Source organism: Seohaeicola zhoushanensis (genome assembly GCF_014656415.1).
Taxonomy (GTDB): Bacteria; Pseudomonadota; Alphaproteobacteria; order Rhodobacterales; family Rhodobacteraceae; genus Seohaeicola_A; species Seohaeicola_A zhoushanensis.
Genome location: NZ_BNCJ01000032.1, coordinates 15,760 through 31,074 on the forward strand (window position 1 = coordinate 15,760; position 15,315 = coordinate 31,074).

16 protein-coding genes and 1 pseudogene are annotated in these 15,315 nt (G+C 67.8%); 12 read left to right on the forward strand and 5 right to left on the reverse strand.

Annotation, left to right across the window (positions count from 1 at the left end; genetic code table 11):
* Positions 1-455 precede the first annotated feature (455 nt).
* From IE266_RS24695 to aroQ, 6 genes are all read left to right on the forward strand, one after another.
* Positions 456-2,042, forward strand: a complete 1,587-nt coding sequence (locus tag IE266_RS24695) for an indolepyruvate oxidoreductase subunit beta family protein (RefSeq protein WP_308434621.1) — start codon at positions 456-458, stop codon at positions 2,040-2,042.
* 83 nt (positions 2,043-2,125) lie between these two features.
* A complete protein-coding gene (locus IE266_RS24700; protein WP_189682804.1) occupies positions 2,126-2,521 on the forward strand; it encodes a RidA family protein in 396 nt (131 codons plus the stop codon).
* Positions 2,522-2,532: 11 nt separating this feature from the next.
* On the forward strand, positions 2,533-3,654 hold the full coding sequence (locus IE266_RS24705; protein ID WP_189682805.1) for a cupin domain-containing protein: 1,122 nt from the start codon (positions 2,533-2,535) through the stop codon (positions 3,652-3,654).
* Between the two features lies 1 nt (position 3,655).
* On the forward strand, positions 3,656-4,276 hold the full coding sequence (locus IE266_RS24710) for a flavin reductase family protein (protein ID WP_189682806.1): 621 nt from the start codon (positions 3,656-3,658) through the stop codon (positions 4,274-4,276).
* Between the two features lie 2 nt (positions 4,277-4,278).
* Complete coding sequence (locus IE266_RS24715; RefSeq protein ID WP_189682807.1) at positions 4,279-4,686, forward strand: acyl-CoA thioesterase; 408 nt, start codon at positions 4,279-4,281, stop codon at positions 4,684-4,686.
* A complete protein-coding gene (gene aroQ, locus IE266_RS24720; RefSeq protein ID WP_189682808.1) occupies positions 4,683-5,117 on the forward strand; it encodes a type II 3-dehydroquinate dehydratase in 435 nt (144 codons plus the stop codon). Before IE266_RS24715 ends, aroQ begins: the two co-directional genes overlap by 4 nt.
* A 98-nt stretch (positions 5,118-5,215) precedes the next feature.
* Here the strand turns inward: aroQ and IE266_RS24725 are convergent, their stop codons facing one another.
* Entirely contained in the window at positions 5,216-5,515 is a 300-nt protein-coding gene (locus IE266_RS24725) for a DUF6476 family protein (protein ID WP_189682809.1), read from the reverse strand.
* On the opposite strand from IE266_RS24725, the gene IE266_RS24730 reads away from it, so the two are divergent.
* Positions 5,514-6,539: an RluA family pseudouridine synthase gene (locus IE266_RS24730; RefSeq protein WP_189682810.1), complete on the forward strand. Its 1,026-nt coding sequence runs from the start codon at positions 5,514-5,516 to the stop codon at positions 6,537-6,539. The genes IE266_RS24725 and IE266_RS24730 overlap by 2 nt on opposite strands.
* Here the strand turns inward: IE266_RS24730 and IE266_RS24735 are convergent.
* Positions 6,536-7,180: a DUF4386 domain-containing protein gene (locus IE266_RS24735; protein WP_189682811.1), complete on the reverse strand. Its 645-nt coding sequence runs from the start codon at positions 7,178-7,180 to the stop codon at positions 6,536-6,538. The genes IE266_RS24730 and IE266_RS24735 overlap by 4 nt on opposite strands.
* Positions 7,181-7,414: 234 nt before the next feature.
* Between IE266_RS24735 and rpoH the strand changes: the two genes are divergently transcribed.
* From rpoH to pssA, 3 genes are all read left to right on the forward strand, one after another.
* Complete coding sequence (rpoH, locus tag IE266_RS24740) at positions 7,415-8,311, forward strand: RNA polymerase sigma factor RpoH (protein ID WP_189682812.1); 897 nt, start codon at positions 7,415-7,417, stop codon at positions 8,309-8,311.
* Between the two features lie 129 nt (positions 8,312-8,440).
* Positions 8,441-9,133 (forward strand): phosphatidylserine decarboxylase, encoded by a 693-nt coding sequence (locus tag IE266_RS24745; RefSeq protein WP_189682813.1) that lies wholly within the window; start codon positions 8,441-8,443, stop codon positions 9,131-9,133.
* Positions 9,133-9,894, forward strand: coding sequence for a CDP-diacylglycerol--serine O-phosphatidyltransferase (gene pssA, locus IE266_RS24750; RefSeq protein WP_229864472.1), 762 nt, complete (start codon positions 9,133-9,135; stop codon positions 9,892-9,894). The genes IE266_RS24745 and pssA overlap by 1 nt, the downstream gene beginning before the upstream one ends.
* Positions 9,895-10,036: 142 nt before the next feature.
* On the opposite strand, the gene IE266_RS24755 is transcribed toward pssA, so the two are convergent.
* The 3 genes and pseudogenes from IE266_RS24755 to IE266_RS24765 all read right to left on the reverse strand — a co-directional run bounded on the left by IE266_RS24755 (position 10,037) and on the right by IE266_RS24765 (position 13,172).
* On the reverse strand, positions 10,037-10,948 hold the full coding sequence (locus IE266_RS24755; RefSeq protein WP_189682814.1) for a pirin family protein: 912 nt from the start codon (positions 10,946-10,948) through the stop codon (positions 10,037-10,039).
* Positions 10,949-11,199: 251 nt separating this feature from the next.
* A complete protein-coding gene (locus IE266_RS24760; protein ID WP_189682815.1) occupies positions 11,200-11,793 on the reverse strand; it encodes a Hint domain-containing protein in 594 nt (197 codons plus the stop codon).
* A gap of 197 nt (positions 11,794-11,990) precedes the next feature.
* Positions 11,991-13,172: pseudogene (locus IE266_RS24765) on the reverse strand (4Fe-4S double cluster binding domain-containing protein).
* A gap of 236 nt (positions 13,173-13,408) precedes the next feature.
* On the opposite strand from IE266_RS24765, the gene IE266_RS24770 reads away from it, so the two are divergent.
* Positions 13,409-14,176: a siderophore-interacting protein gene (locus IE266_RS24770; RefSeq protein WP_189682816.1), complete on the forward strand. Its 768-nt coding sequence runs from the start codon at positions 13,409-13,411 to the stop codon at positions 14,174-14,176.
* 93 nt (positions 14,177-14,269) lie between these two features.
* Positions 14,270-15,226, forward strand: coding sequence for an NAD(P)-dependent oxidoreductase (locus tag IE266_RS24775; RefSeq protein ID WP_189682817.1), 957 nt, complete (start codon positions 14,270-14,272; stop codon positions 15,224-15,226).
* Positions 15,227-15,315: the final 89 nt, after the last annotated feature.

Genomic DNA, 15,315 nt, shown 5'->3' on the forward strand with positions numbered 1-15,315 from the left:
TCCTTGGCAGGGGGAGGCGAGCGCGCTGTCCCGCATGTGGCGCCGGGCGCGCTGGTTGCAGGCGATACGCCCCACTCCGGCCACCGCACCCTCCACCCCCAAATGCGCCCATCCCCTCTCCCTGCAAGGGAGAGGGTCAGGGTGAGGGTGGATGCTCCCAATTCCGGCCACCGCACCCTCCATCCCCAAAGACGCCAATTCCCTCTCCCTGCAAGGGAGAGGGCTAGGGTGAGGGTGAACGCCCCCCGTTCCGGCCACCGCACCCTCCATCCCCAAAAGCGCCCATCCCCTCTCCCTGCAAGGGAGAGGGTGAGGGTGGATGCTCCCAATTCCGGCCACCGCACCCTCCACCCCCAAATGCGCCCATCCCCTCTCCCTCGAAGGGAGAGGGTTAGGGTGGACGCACCGCGTTCCAACGTCCCCACCACCCCCGAGCCCGCCCCATGAACGCCCCCGTGCCCCCCATCGCTCGTGACACCCGCGTCGAGAGCATCGTCAAGCTCGCTGTCATGGCCGTGGGCGGGCAGGGCGGCGGCGTGCTCAACGGCTGGATCGTCGACCTGGCCGAGCGCAACGGTTACGCGGTGCAGGCCACCTCGGTCGCCGGGGTGGCGCAGCGCACCGGGGCGACAATCTATTATGTCGAGATGCTGCCCGACACCGGCACGCCCCCGGTCTTCGCCCTTGCCCCGGCCGAGGGCGATGTCGACATCCTCATCGCCGCCGAGCTGATGGAGGCCGGCCGCGCCATCCTGCGCGGCTTCGTCACGCCCGAGCGCACCACGCTCATCGCCTCGACCCACCGCAACCTCGCCACGCTCGAGAAGGTGGCGCCCGGCGATGGTCGCGGCGACCCCTCCGAGGTGCGCAAGGCCGCCGCCATCGCGGCCAGGGAATTCATCGCCTTCGACATGGAGGCCATGGCCCTGGCCTCCGGAAGTGTGATCTCGGCCAGCCTCTTCGGCGCGCTGGCCGGCTCCGGCGCCTTGCCCTTCCCGGCGGAGAGCTACCGGGACTGCATCCGCGCCTCGGGCCGCGGGGCCGAGGCCTCGCTCGCCGCCTTCGAACTCGCCCGCACCGCCGCCGAAGCCCGCGTGCAGGACACCGCGCCTGACCCTGGGCCCAATACCGCGTCCGCCCCGGCGCCCGACCCTGGCCCCCCGGCGCCGCGCCTCACCGGCCCCGAGACCCTGCGCGCCGCCTATGCCGCGCTCGAGGCCCGCCTCGCGCGCCTTCCGCCCGAGGCGCAGCACATCGCCCGCGCCGGCCTGCGCAAGGTCGTCGACTTCCAGGACACCGCCTATGGCGCCGAATACCTCGACCTGCTCGAGGCGCTTGCCGCCAAGGACCGCAACGCCGGTGGCGCGCAGCACGCCCATGCCTTTACCCAGGCCGCCGCCAAGTATCTCGCCAACGCCATGGCCTACGATGACCTACCCCATGTCGCCGACCACAAGACCCGCGTCGCCCGTATGCCCCGCATCGCCGCCGAGCTCGCCGCCCGGCCCGAGACGCTGGTGCAGGTCACCGAATACCTCCACCCCGGCGCGCCTGAGTTCGTGAGCCTCATGCCCGCCCGCCTCGGCGCCTTCGTCGAAAGTCGCCCCTCGCTCATGCGCGCCCTCGACCGACTGGTGAACCGGGGCCGCCGGATGCGCACCGATCGTCTGCCCTCCTTCCTCCTGCTCTATGCCGTCGCCGGCCTGCGCCGCTGGCGCCGGTCGCTGCTGCGCCACCGCCGCGAACGCGCCCATATGGCCGCCTGGCTCGACACCGCGACGACTCGTCTACCGAAGAATTATGAACACGCGGTTGAGACGCTGAAGATCCGCCGCCTGGTCAAGGGCTACTCCGACACCCATGCCCGCGGCCTGTCGAAGTTCGACCGCGCCATGGCCGGTGCCCAGCTCGTCGAGGGCCGCGACGACGCCGCGCAATGGACCGCCCGCCTCATCGCCGCCGCCCTGGCCGATCCGGCCGGCACCGCGCTCGACGGGGCGCTCGACACCATCCGGTCCTTCACCACGCAGGGCCGCGCCTGAAATATTTCAAACTTGAAATTTCAGGCTTGAAATTTATCGCGGTTCGGGGAGAGTCCCGGGCATTCGCAACCGGAGGACACGCCATGCCCACGATCACCGTTCATCCCGAAGGCTGGAAGCCGGCCAAGGGCTATGCCAACGGCATGGTGGCCGAGGGCCGCGTGCTCTTCGTCGGCGGCCAGATCGGCTGGACCGCGCAGCAGGTCTTCGAGACCCACGACTTCATCGGCCAGATGACCCAGGCGCTCGCCAATATCAAGGCGGTGGTCGAGGCCGCCGGCGGCCAGGTCGAGGATATCACCCGCCTCACCTGGTATGTCACCGACAAGAAGGAATACCTGGCAAGACAGGCCGAAGTCGGGGCTGCCTACCGCTCGGTCATGGGCTATCATTTCCCGGCGATGACCATGGTGGTGGTCTCTGCCCTCGTGGAGGACGAGGCGCAGATCGAGATCGAGGCCACCGCGGTCCTGGCCTAGGGGAGGGCAGCATGACACGGCACGACCAGTATAACGAGAACGTCGCGGGGCGCGCCAATGTCGAGGATACGCCCGAACTGCTCGCCTATTACGACGACCTGAAGAAGAAGGGCGCCGCCGCGCTCTGGACCGTGGCCAACAAGATCGAGCCCTGGGAACCCAGGTCGCAGTCCGTCCCGATGATCTGGCGCTACAAGGACCTGCGCGAGGACGTGCTGCGCTCGGTCGATCTCGTCACGCCGGAAAAGGCCGGCCGCCGGGTGATCTACCTCGACAACCCCGGCCGCTCCGACGTGGCGGCGGCGGTCGGCTGGATCTATGCCGGCCTCCAGGTCATGCACCCGGGCGAACGCGCCTCGGCGCACCGCCACTCGGCCTCGGCGATCCGCTTCATCATGGAGGGCACCGGCGCCTATACCGTCGTCGACGGCCACAAGATGACGCTCGGCGCCAATGACTTCGTGCTGACGCCGAACGGCACCTGGCACGAACATGCGGTGGCCAGCGACGGCAGCCCCTGCATCTGGCAGGACGGCCTCGACATTCCCCTGGTCAACGCGCTCGAGGCGAATTTCTACGAGGTCCACCCCGACCTCGCCCAGGCCGTGACCCACCCGGTCGACGACATGACCCGCACCTGGGGCAATGCCGGGCTGCGCCCCGGAACCGGTGCCTGGTCAAAGGGCTACAGCCCGATGTTCAAGTATGAATGGGCCCCCACCTACGAGGCGCTCTCGGGGCTCGCGGAAACGGATGGCTCGCCCTACGACGGCATCCTGATGCACTACATGAACCCGGTCACCAGCGGTCATGTCATGGGCACCCTTGGCGCCTCGATGCAGATGCTCCGTCCCGGTGAGCGGACCCGCGCCCACCGCCACACCGGCAGCTTCCTCTACCAGGTCTGCAAGGGCTCGGGCCATTCGGTCATCAACGGCCGGCGCTTCGACTGGACCGAGCGCGACATCTTCTGCGTCCCCTCCTGGGCCTGGCACGAACACGCCAATGCCTCGGCCACCGAGGACGCCTGCCTGTTCTGCCTGAACGACCTGCCGGTGATGGAGAAACTCGGCCTCTATCGCGAAGAGGCCTTCGGCGACAACGGCGGCCACCAGCCTGTGCACAAGCCCTGACATGCTATACGATACAAGTGTTTATCCGCCGTCCTTCACCTACAAGCTGCTGACCTCGACGATCACGCCGCGCCCCATCGCCTGGGTCAGCACGCAAGGCGCCTCGGGCCAGCGCAACGCCGCGCCCTACAGCTTCTTCAACATGATGGGCGACAATCCCCCGATCGTCTGCGTCGGGCTGATGCGCGACCCGGTCAAGGGCTTCAAGGACAGCTGCCGCAACATCCTCGACACCGGCGAATTCGTGGTGAACCTGGTGCCCTACGCCCTGGCCCGGCAGATGAACGCCACCTGCATCAACGCCCCCGCCGAGGTGGACGAGATCGACCTTGCCGGCCTGCAGACCGAGCCTTCGGTCAAGATCGCGCCGCCCCGCATCGCCGGCGCGCCGGTCTCCCTGGAATGCAGCCTGCACAGCGCCGTCGCCACCAGCCCGCACCAGACGCTGGCCATCGGCCGCGTCGAGGCGATCCACATCGCCGACGACTGCCTGCTCGACGCCGAACGCGGCCATGTCGACAACGCCAAGCTCGACCTGATCGCCCGCCTGCACGGCTCGGGCTGGTACCAGCGGGGCGGCGAGCGTTTCGAGATGGTCCGCCCCCGCTGGGAGGACCGCTGACCATGCCCGACTTCTCGCTCGATATCCCGATCAGCTTCGGCCATTGCGACCCGGCGGGCATCGTCTTCTATCCCAACTATTTCCGCTGGTTCGACCGCTGCTTTCACAGCTTCCTGCAGGACCGCGCCGGCGGCCACCGCGCACTCTGCGCCGACCTCGACGCGAAGGGAATCGGCCTGATGGACGTCGCCGCCCGCTTCCCTTCGCCCGCGACCGAAGGGGACCGGATGCGCCTCGACATGACCATCGCCGACTGGGGCAGCAAGGTGCTCCGCCTCGAATACACCGGCTATGTCGGCAGTCGCGCGGTGGTCGAGGGGCACGAGCTGCGCGGCATGTTCGTGCTGCGCGAGGGCAAGATGCGCGCCGGCGACCTCGCGCCGCTCAGGGCGCGGCTGGAGGCGAAATGAAACCGATCCACATCCTGAACGGCCCCAACCTCAACCGCCTCGGCACCCGCGAGCCGGAAATCTACGGCACCACTACGCTGGCGGATATCGAAACCGCCTGCCGCGCGGCGGTCGGCGCCCGACCGCTGGTCTTCCGCCAGTCGAACTCCGAGGCGCAGCTGATCGATTGGGTGCACGAGGCCGTGGACGAGGCCGCCGGGGTCATCATCAACCCGGCCGCCTTCACCTTCACCTCGATGGCGCTGATGGATGCGCTCAAGATGCTGAACGTCCCGCTGATCGAGCTGCATATCTCCAACATCCACCGCCGCGAGAAGATGTATCACAATTCGCTGGTCTCGCCCGTGGCCACCGCCGTCATGGCCGGCTTCGGTGCGCGCGGCTACGCGATGGCGGTGCGGGCGCTGCTCGACATGATCGCCGAGGGCTGAAGGCCGCTGTAAACCGCGTCCCGGAAAGCCACTCTGAAAAAGTTGTTTTATTTCAGCGTCTTGAGGAGTGTCCTAGCTAGGACACCTCCCTGGCCCGCCTATTTCACTTCGACGGTCTGCCGCAGAACCCCGGTCTCGCGGTCGAAGATCAGGATCTTTTTCCCGCCCTCGGTCACCACCGCATACCAGTCCGGCCCCAGGGTAAAGGCCTCGGCCTTGAGACCGTCGGGCAGGGTCACGCTGTCGGGCACCATCGGCGGGCTGGACGAGAAGCGGATGACAAAGAGGGCGACGATGGTTAGAAGCCCGCCAATCATCACCACCGTCAGCACCGTGACGAGGATCCGCAGGACCCTCAGGTTCGCCGGCTCGGGCAGCGGTTCTAGGGGTTCAGTCATGGCCATCCGCCGGATCACATTCACCATCGCGGCCGATCCGCCGCCCCGCCTTGATAAGGCGCTTTCCCGCGATGTTCCAGACGCCGAGTCGCTCTCGCGCACCCAACTCGCCCGCCTGATCGCCGAGGGCGGGGTCGCCATCGACGGAACACTCGTGACCGACGCCAAGGCCCGCGTCGCCGAAGGCGCCGAGGTGGCGCTTACCCTGGAGGCGCCCGAGGAGAGCGACATCGCCCCGGAGGCCATCGCGCTGGACGTGGTCTACGAGGACGCCGAGCTCATTGTCATCAACAAGCCCGCCGGCATGGTGGTGCATCCGGCCCCCGGCTCGCCCGCCGGCACGCTGGTCAACGCCCTGCTGGCCCATTGCGGCGAGGATCTCTCCGGCGTCGGCGGCGTGAAACGCCCCGGCATCGTCCACCGCATCGACAAGGAGACCTCGGGCCTGCTGGTGGTCGCCAAGTCCGACGCCGCCCACCACGGCCTCGCAGCCCAGTTCGAGAAGCACACGGTCGAACGCTACTACCGCGCCGTTTGCTACGGCGTGCCCGATGCCAGCGATCCCCGCCTGCGCGGCATCCGCGGCACCAGCTTCGAGGCCGGCAATATCCTCAAGATCACCACCCAGCTCGCCCGCCACAAGACCGACCGCCAGAAGCAGGCGGTGCTGTTCCAGGGCGGCCGCCACGCGGTGACGCGGGCGCGGGTGGTCGCGGCCTACGGCGCGCCGCCGGTCGCCGCCCAGCTCGAATGCTGGCTCGAAACCGGCCGCACCCACCAGATCCGCGTGCACATGGCCCATGCCGGCCACGCGCTGGTCGGCGACCCGGTCTACGGCGGCCGCCGCAAGGTGGCCAAGGGCGCGCTGCCGCCCGCCGGAGAACAGGCGCTGCGCGACTTCTCCCGCCAGGCGCTGCACGCCGCCGTGCTCGGCTTCATCCACCCGGTCACTGGCGAGGCGCTCCGCTTCGAGGCCCCGCTCCCCGAGGACATGGCCACCCTGATCGCCGCGCTGGAAGGCTAGATCCGGCCCCGCAGCAGCAACCACAGGCAAAGCGCGCTCTCGCTGACCAGCGGGACGACATAGGCCGGCTGAAAACCCTCGTGCCACTCGGGTGCCGCCAGCCGCAGCAGGCTGCCGGCGATATAGACCACGCCCGAAGCGCCGATCCCCCAGGCAATCGCCGCCGGCACCCCGCCCGAACGGCGCAGCAGCGCGCACATCGCGAAGCAGGTCACGCCGAAGAAGACCAGCCCGAGGTCATAACCCCCGGCGTGAATCGCGGTAAGCCCCAGCGCCAGCCCGTCCTCGCCCAGCTCCAGCGCCGCCGGCACGCCGCCAAGCGCCACCAGGCTCGCCCCGATCAGCGCCGCCTGCACCAGCCGGAAGGCGGTGGCGATCAGCGCCAGAACCTCGCCCTGCGCCCGCAGCAACATCAGGAAGACCACCGCCAGCGCCACGTCGGCCACCGCCATCGCAGTGTCGGCGACAAGGCTCGCACGGAACAGCCCGATCCGCGCGCCGATCATCTCGGCGGTCGCCGCCGCGTCATCGGGCTCGATCAGCGCCGCGCGCACGAAACCTTCGGACCATATGCCGCAGAGGATGATGACCAGGTAGAGCGCGCCGGCGATCCGGGGCAGGGGGGAATTCGGTGCTGTCATCGCAACCTCTTGCAAATCCGTGGCTGATAGCGCAAACATCGCACCCCGCCAATCCGGGCGGGAGGGCCTGAAATGAAACTCACCTGTGCGTGAGTGCACAGGATTATCCATTCAGGTTACACTATTTTAACTTCATCATGCCATTACCGCCCCTTGAAGGCGGGCAAAGCTGAAACCATATGGCATGTTAAGGGCCTAAACATTGGCCCGTTCCAGGTGGGAGTGACGCGACACATGTCGAACTATGCAAATCTGCCGGCTCCGTCTCCCGAAGGCGGCCTCAACCGTTACCTGCAGGAGATCCGCAAGTTTCCCCTGCTCGAACCGGAAGAGGAATACATGCTGGCCAAGCGCTGGGTGGACCATCAGGACACCGAGGCGGCGCATCGTATGGTTACCTCGCACCTGCGCCTCGCGGCCAAGATCGCCATGGGCTATCGCGGCTACGGCCTGCCGCAGGCGGAAGTGATCTCCGAGGCCAACGTCGGCCTGATGCAGGCGGTGAAACGCTTCGACCCGGAAAAGGGCTTCCGCCTGGCGACCTATGCCATGTGGTGGATCCGCGCCTCGATCCAGGAATACATCCTGAGGTCGTGGAGCCTGGTGAAGCTCGGCACCACCTCGGCGCAGAAGAAACTGTTCTTCAACCTGCGCAAGGCCAAGGCCCGCATCGGCGCGCTGGAAGAGGGCGACCTGCATCCGGACAACGTGCGTCAGATCGCGCATGACCTCGGCGTCACCGAAGAGGAAGTGATCTCGATGAACCGGCGCATGTCCGGCTCGGATGCCTCGCTCAACGCCCAGGTCGGGACCGAGGGCGACAGTTCGATGCAATGGCAGGACTGGCTCGAGGACGAGGATGCCGACCAGGCCGGCGACTACGAGGCGCGCGACGAGCTGGAAGCCCGGCGCGAACTGCTGATCGCGGCGCTCGACGTGCTGAACGACCGCGAGAAGGACGTGCTGACCCAGCGCCGCCTCGCCGAAGAGTCGGTGACGCTGGAGGATCTGAGCGTGCAATACGGCGTCAGCCGTGAACGCATCCGCCAGATCGAGGTGCGCGCCTTCGAGAAGCTGCAGAAGCGGATGCGCGAACTCGCCCGCGACAAGGGCATGCTGATCCCCGCCTGAAAGGGGAACAAGCGAAGGGCTGGATCTGCTGGATCCGGCCCTTTTTCGCATCCGCGGCATCAAGCGCGTTGAATATGTCGGCGCGCCGGGATAACCCATAATCCACTTTGAACAGGGTGAGACCGCGCCATGAAGATGCACGAAACCTTCATCAAGCCGATGCACCCCGAAGGGCGCCGTTTCGTCGCCATCTTCGCGGTGATCACGCTGGTTCTTTTTCTGGTCTGGGAACCGCTCGGCTGGATCGGCGTCGGCTTGACCGTCTGGTGCTATTACTTCTTCCGCGATCCCAAGCGCAGCGTGCCGGTGCGCGCCGACCTGATCCTGTCGCCCGCCGACGGGGTGGTCTCGCTGATCGAACACGCCGCGCCGCCGCCGGAACTGGGCATGGGCGGCGAGGAACTGACCCGCGTCAGCGTCTTCATGTCGGTCTTCAACTGCCACGTGAACCGCAGCCCCGTCGCCGGCCGGGTCGATCGGATGGTCTACCGCCCCGGCAAGTTCCTCAACGCCTCGCTCGACAAGGCCAGCGAGGACAACGAGCGCAACTCGCTGGCGATCGAGATGAATGACGGCCGCAAGCTGGCGGTGGTTCAGATCGCCGGCCTTGTCGCCCGCCGCATCGTGCCCTTCGTGACCGAGGGGCAGGGGCTGCGCGCCGGTGAACGCTTCGGCCTGATCCGCTTCGGCTCGCGCCTCGACGTCTACCTGCCGCCGGGCGTCGAACCGATGGTGGCGCTGGGCCAGACCATGATCGCGGGCGAGACCGTCCTCGCCGACCTGCGCAGCGCCGAGCCGGTGCGACAGGCCCGGAGCGAATGATGGACGACCACCGCGCCACCGAGAAATCACGGCGCCGGATGCCGGTGCGGCCGATCCAGATGCTGCCCAACATGATGACGCTCGGCGCGATCTGTGCCGGCCTCACCTCGATCCGCTTTGCGATGGACGGCAATGCCGTGCTGGCGATGTCGCTGATCGTGCTGGCGGCGGTGCTCGACGCGCTCGACGGGATGCTCGCGCGCTTTCTCAAGAGCGAAAGCGCCATCGGCGCCGAGCTCGACAGCCTGGCCGATTTCGTCAATTTCGGCGTCGCGCCGGGGATGCTGCTTTATATCTGGGTGCTCCAGCACTCGCGCAGCCTCGGCTGGATCGCGGTGCTGATCTACTGCCTCTGCTGCTGCATGCGGCTGGCCCGCTACAACGTCACCTCCAAGGCCGAACCGGGCGTGACCCGCGTGGTCTTCACCGGCGTGCCCGCCCCGGGTGGGGCCGTGCTGGCGCTGCTGCCGCTGGTGCTGCAGCAGAACATGCCCGAGCTGATCGACCCGGTGATGTCGCAGATCACCGCTGTCTGGCTGGTACTGGTCGGGCTGATGATGATCTCGCGCATCACCACGCCCTCGCTCAAGCTCATCCGCATCTCGCGCGACAAGGCGCCCTTCATGATGGTGGGCGTGCTGGGCGTGATGGCGGCTTTCCTGACCTGGCCCTGGCCGCTGCTGCTCCTGGCCGAGTTCGGCTATCTCGCCGTGCTGGCCCGCTTCGCGCTCAAGCGCCACCCCGACCGCGACGCGCGCTGAGGCGCCGGCGCGGCGGGATGAATCCCGCCCTACAAACGCGAAATGACGCGCCGATATCTCGGCGCGTCACGGTGTCCCGGATTCACTCCCCGGAAATATCGTTTTGTATCAAGGGAGTGACCCCCCGTCCTAGCTGGGACGCCTAATGCGCGGGCTTGATGAAGGTCCCGTTGCGCAGCTCGGTCATGGCCTGCATCAGCTCTTCGCGGGTGTTCATCACGATCGGCCCGTGCCAGGCCACCGGCTCGTTGATCGGCGCGCCCGAGATCAGCAGGAACCGCGCGCCCTCGGGCCCGGCCTGCACGGTGATCTCGTCCCCGGTCCCGAACCGGATCAGCGTCCGGTTGCCCGACAGGTCGCGGATGTTCACCTCCTCGCCGCCCACTTCCTTCTCAAGCAGCACGCCCGCCGGCTTCGACGCATCGGCAAAGGCCGCGGCCCCCTCGAAGACATAGGCGAAGGCGCGGCGGTAGGTGTCGATCCTGAAGGTCTTCTTCACCCCCGCTGGCAGCGAGATGTCGAGATACTGCGGATCGGCCGCGATCCCGTCGACCGGTCCGGTCTTGCCCCAGAACTCGCCCACGATCACCCGCACGCGGGTGCCGTCGTCATCGATGATCTCGGGGATCTCCTTCGACTTCACGTCCTGGTAGCGCGGCGCCGTCATCTTCTGCGCGGAAGGCAGGTTGCCCCAGAGCTGGAAGCCATGCATCTGCCCCTTGGCATTCCCCTGCGGCATCTCCTGGTGCATGATCCCCGAACCGGCGGTCATCCACTGCACGTCCCCGGCGCCGAGCCTGCCGGTATTGCCCAGCGAATCGCCGTGCTCCACCGTGCCGGCCAGCACGTAGGTGATGGTCTCGATGCCCCGATGTGGGTGCCAGGGAAAGCCGCGCAGGTAGTCCTGCGGGCGCTCGTTGCGGAAGTCGTCGAACAGTAGGAAGGGATCCAGCTCGCTGGGATCCTGGAAGCCGAAAGCGCGGTGCAGCTTGACGCCAGCGCCCTCCATCGTGGGCTGGGCGCGGCGGGTCTCTATCGTGGGTCTGAGCGACATTGTCGGTCTCCTCGATTGCGGTTGGGACAGACAATAGTCGCTGCGCCGCACCGATCAATGCGCGCCGCCACACGGACCCTGTGCAGACCTGCAATACAGGCGGACCGGAGCGCGGGATCGCTCCCGGCTCCGGCCCTTCAGCCTGCCTCCAGACGCGGAAAATCCGGGGGACAGACCTTTACCAACTCACTCTTTACGCACACTCGTCAAAAATACCCGGCAACATGCCGGCAAGTAACAGGGGCGAATACTCAGTACGGAGCTGTGCAGAACCAGGCACCCTCCACGGCAACCGTCTCCTCCTCGCCCAGGTGGAAGCGGTAGTAGGTAATCTCGGTGCGATGCGCCCGCAGCACGTTGGGCGTGCCCTCGAGCTGCAGCGCGGTCTTCGCTCCGGCGCGCTGGCCTTGCTTCGGCAGCCAGAGCTTCTGGGCCGGCGACACCAGCATGTTGCGCGCAGGCACCAGGCCGTCGGCGGCACGCGCGCGGATCATCACCGGCTGCGCGGCGGGGTGGCGCTCCATGAAATCGGCGTCGAGCCGGATCGCATCGACCCGCTTCACCTCGCGATAGGCACCCGACAGCGTCTTGACCATGTCGCGCCGGCGCAGCGCCTCGACGGGCAGCTCGCCGAAATTGGTCGTCACGCGGCACTTGCCCTCGAAGCCGGGCAGGTTCCAGATCACCGGCGCAGCGGCCTCGGCCTGCGCGCGCGGCGCAGGTTTCGCGGGCCGGGCCGAGGTCTTCGATAGCACCGCCGCAAGCAGCGCCGCGTCGGCATCAACCAGACGGTTCTCCGGCTGCGCGCCGTGGTCCAGGGCCGCCGCCAGGGCGGGCTGTGCCACCGGCTCAACCTCGGCTGCGGGCGTGTTCGACGTGGGATATGGGTGCCAGTTCTTCATGGCATCTGGATACGAAAATAAGGCGGTTTCAGCCAGAAATAGGGCAAGTTTGCCTTAATACACCCGGAAACCCCGCCAATTCTGGAAACAGTATAGCAAGCTTTGCTAATGTTGGTCACACAAGGGAAACGCCAGCCGGATTACCCCGAGTCGCCCCACCAACGCGCCGGCTTGATCCGGCCCCGGGCCCGCGGTCAAGCCAGAGCGCAATCCGCCTGAGCGGCGACAGCGCAAGCCGCAGCCAGAGCCGGTGGAGCGGCTTGCGAAAGTCGCGGTTGAACGGGCAGACGCGCATGCAGATGGCGCAATCGGTGCTGGTCTTGGCCCAGAACGAGAAGCACTTCTCGGCGTCCGAGGTCCATTTCCGCACATCCCGGATCGCCGAGACATTCGCGCCCCCCCCCCACCTTGGGCGGGCCAAGCGGCGGCGCCTTGGCGGGGCAGGTATCGGCGCATTTGGTACAGATCGCGCAGAAGGCGGCGACGCCAAGCGGGCGCGGCGCGTCATGGGCCAGCGGCATGTCGGTGAAGATCTTCGAGAACCGCAGGCGCGGCCCGAATTCGTGCGTGATCACCATCTGGTTTCGGGCGTATTCGCCCAGTCCCGCCTTCAGCGCATAGGGGATCACCAGCCCGGTGTCGTTCATCGAGGCCACCGCGCGCCAGCCGAGGTTCCGGATATAGGCCGCCACCTGCATCACCACCGCCGCCTCGTGGCTGTATTCCCGCCCCGTCGCCGCGCCGGCCGGCGCCGAAGGGTAGGTGGCGACCAGGCCCTCGTCCATGTCTTGGCCGAGCACGATCACGCTGGTCAGGCCCTCGGGCAGGCCCAGCGGTGCCTCGCTCATGTCGCGCACGTCGACGCGGGCGGTGTAGTGCCAGCGCTCGTCGCTCTCGGTGATCCCGCAAAGCCCCGCGCCAAAGAACCGCGCCACCCGCTTGATCTCCTCCGCCATCGCAGCCGGGTCCCCGACTGGCACCTGATCGGGCGCGACCGGCGTGTCGTCCGAGATCGGCGCCTGGAACCCCTCGCGCCGGCCCTGGGCCGCGAAACGGTTGGTGATGACGTCCGAAATCAGCCAGGCGGCGTTGCGCAGCGCAAAGTCGCGCTGGGTGAAGCCGTCGCCGCGCCGGGGAATGGCCTCCATGCGATACGAGTTGAAGAACCCCTCGGTCGCCTTGCTGCGCACCGTCTCGTCCCACATCGCGCGGGTGAAGATGTCGTTGCGCTGCGCGAAGGGGGGCGAAATCCTCGGTCACCTCGATCCGGCCTCGGCATCGCCGGAGCGGGTCATCGGGGGATGGTTGGCGGGATAGCTCATGTGCCCGAGCCTAGCCGCACTGTGCGCGGGCGGCAATTTCCCTGTGCATCAGGCGGGAGTTGATGCCTGAGTAAAACGCTCGTAAATACCCGACAGGCGGCCCCCCAAGGCCACCATCGCAAGCGTTAACGTCAACCAACGCACGTAGCCGACAGGCACGGGCCCTGTCCGGAGACGTGCGTCCCGGTCGGTCTGGCCCTGGGCGGCGTTGCCGGAACCGCCCTGAAAGGACCAAGATGACCGACCAATCCACCGATATCGCGCATCCCGAAATCCGCCGGATGCGGCACGAGCTGAAACGGCGCAGCCTCACCGTCGAACGGGTCGAGCGGCTGACGCCGCACATGATCCGCGTGCACCTGACCGGCGCGGATCTTGCCGGTTTCGTCTCCGCCGCCTTCGACGACCACCTCAAGGTGTTCCTGCCGCGGGACGGGGCCGAGCCTGACCGGCGCGATTACACCCCGCGCCGCTACGACGCCGCCGCCAACCGGCTGCTGCTCGATTTCGTCGATCATGATGCCGGCCCCGCCGCCGAATGGGCGCGCGGCGCACAGGCCGGCGATACACTCGAAATCGCCGGCCCGCGCGGCTCGGCGGTGATCGCAGGCGATATCGCGCAATGGCTGCTGATCGGCGACGAGACGGCCCTGCCGGCGATCGGGCGCCAGGTCGAAGAACTGCGGCAGGGCCCCCGCGTCACCAGCATCGTCGCCGTGCCCGGCCCGGCGGACGAGCAGCGCTTCGAGAGCGCCGCCGAACACCGCGCCCTCTGGCTACACCGCCCCGCCGCGCAGGCGACCGACCCCGCCCCCTATCTCGCGGCGCTCGACGGGATCGACATCGCACCGGGCACCTTCGTCTGGATCGCCGCCGAGGCCGGCGTCGCCCGCGCCATCCGCGACCACCTGACCGCGCGCGGCCATCCGCTCAGCTGGCTCAAGGCCGCGGGGTACTGGATCGCCGGACAGGCCGACGCCTCGGACAAGTCGCTCGAAGGCTGACCCGCAGGCGACCTCTCCGCGTGTCGCAAACAGAGGCGCGCGGCTTGGGCGCGCGCGGCAGGCTCAATCTGATACCACAGGGGGAGCGGTCACATGCGCGTCGGGTTCATCGGTCTTGGCAATGTCGGGGGCAAGCTGTCCGGGAGCCTGATCCGCAACGGGGTGGATGTCATGGTCCACGACCTCAACGCCGACCTGGTCGCGGCCTCGGTCGCCAAGGGCGCGCGCGCCGGGACCTCTCCCGCGGCGCTGATGCGCGACTGCGACGTGGTCATCACCTGCCTGCCCAGCCCCGCCATCTCCGCCGCCGTGGTTGCCGAGATGCTGCCCGAGGTCACCCCCGGCAAGGTCTGGCTGGAAATGTCGACGACGGACGAGGCCGAGATCCGCCGCCTCGGCGCCGAGGTCATCGCGCGGGGCGGCGCGGCGGTCGACTGCCCGGTCTCGGGCGGCTGCCATCGGGCCGATACCGGCAATATCTCGATCTTCGCCGGCTGCGACCGCGCCACCTTCGACCGTGTGCTGCCGCTGCTCACCATCATGGGCCGGCGCATCCTGCACACGGGCGAGATCGGCAGCGCCTCGGTGCTCAAGGTCATCACCAACTACCTCGCCACCGCCAACCTGATCTCCTGCACCGAGGCACTGACCGTCGCCGCCGGGGCGGGCATGGATCTCGGCACCGCCTTCGAGGCGATCCGCATCTCCTCGGGCAACAGCTTCGTGCACGAGACCGAAAGCCAGGTGATCCTGAACGGCAGCCGCGACATCTCCTTCACCATGGACCTCGTCGCCAAGGACATCGGACTGTTCCAGGCCGTGGCCGACCGCGCCGGAGTGCCGCTGGAGCTGAACCCGCTACTGATCTCGATCTTCCAGGACGGCATCGCCCGCTACGGCGCGCGCGAGCAGTCCGACAACATCATCAGGCGACTGGAAGAGGCCACCGGCCTCGACATCCGCGCGCCGGGCTTCCCGGCCGAGATGGTCGACGACGAACCCGAGGAACCCGGCGCCGAGGTCATCGTGCGCCGCGCGCCGCCCGTCTGACGCCACGCCCGCATCTTCTCTTCTTCAAAAATATCTCCGGCAACTGTATTTTTTCACGCCGTTGCGGCGAAGTCGGTGCCGTCGCGGAT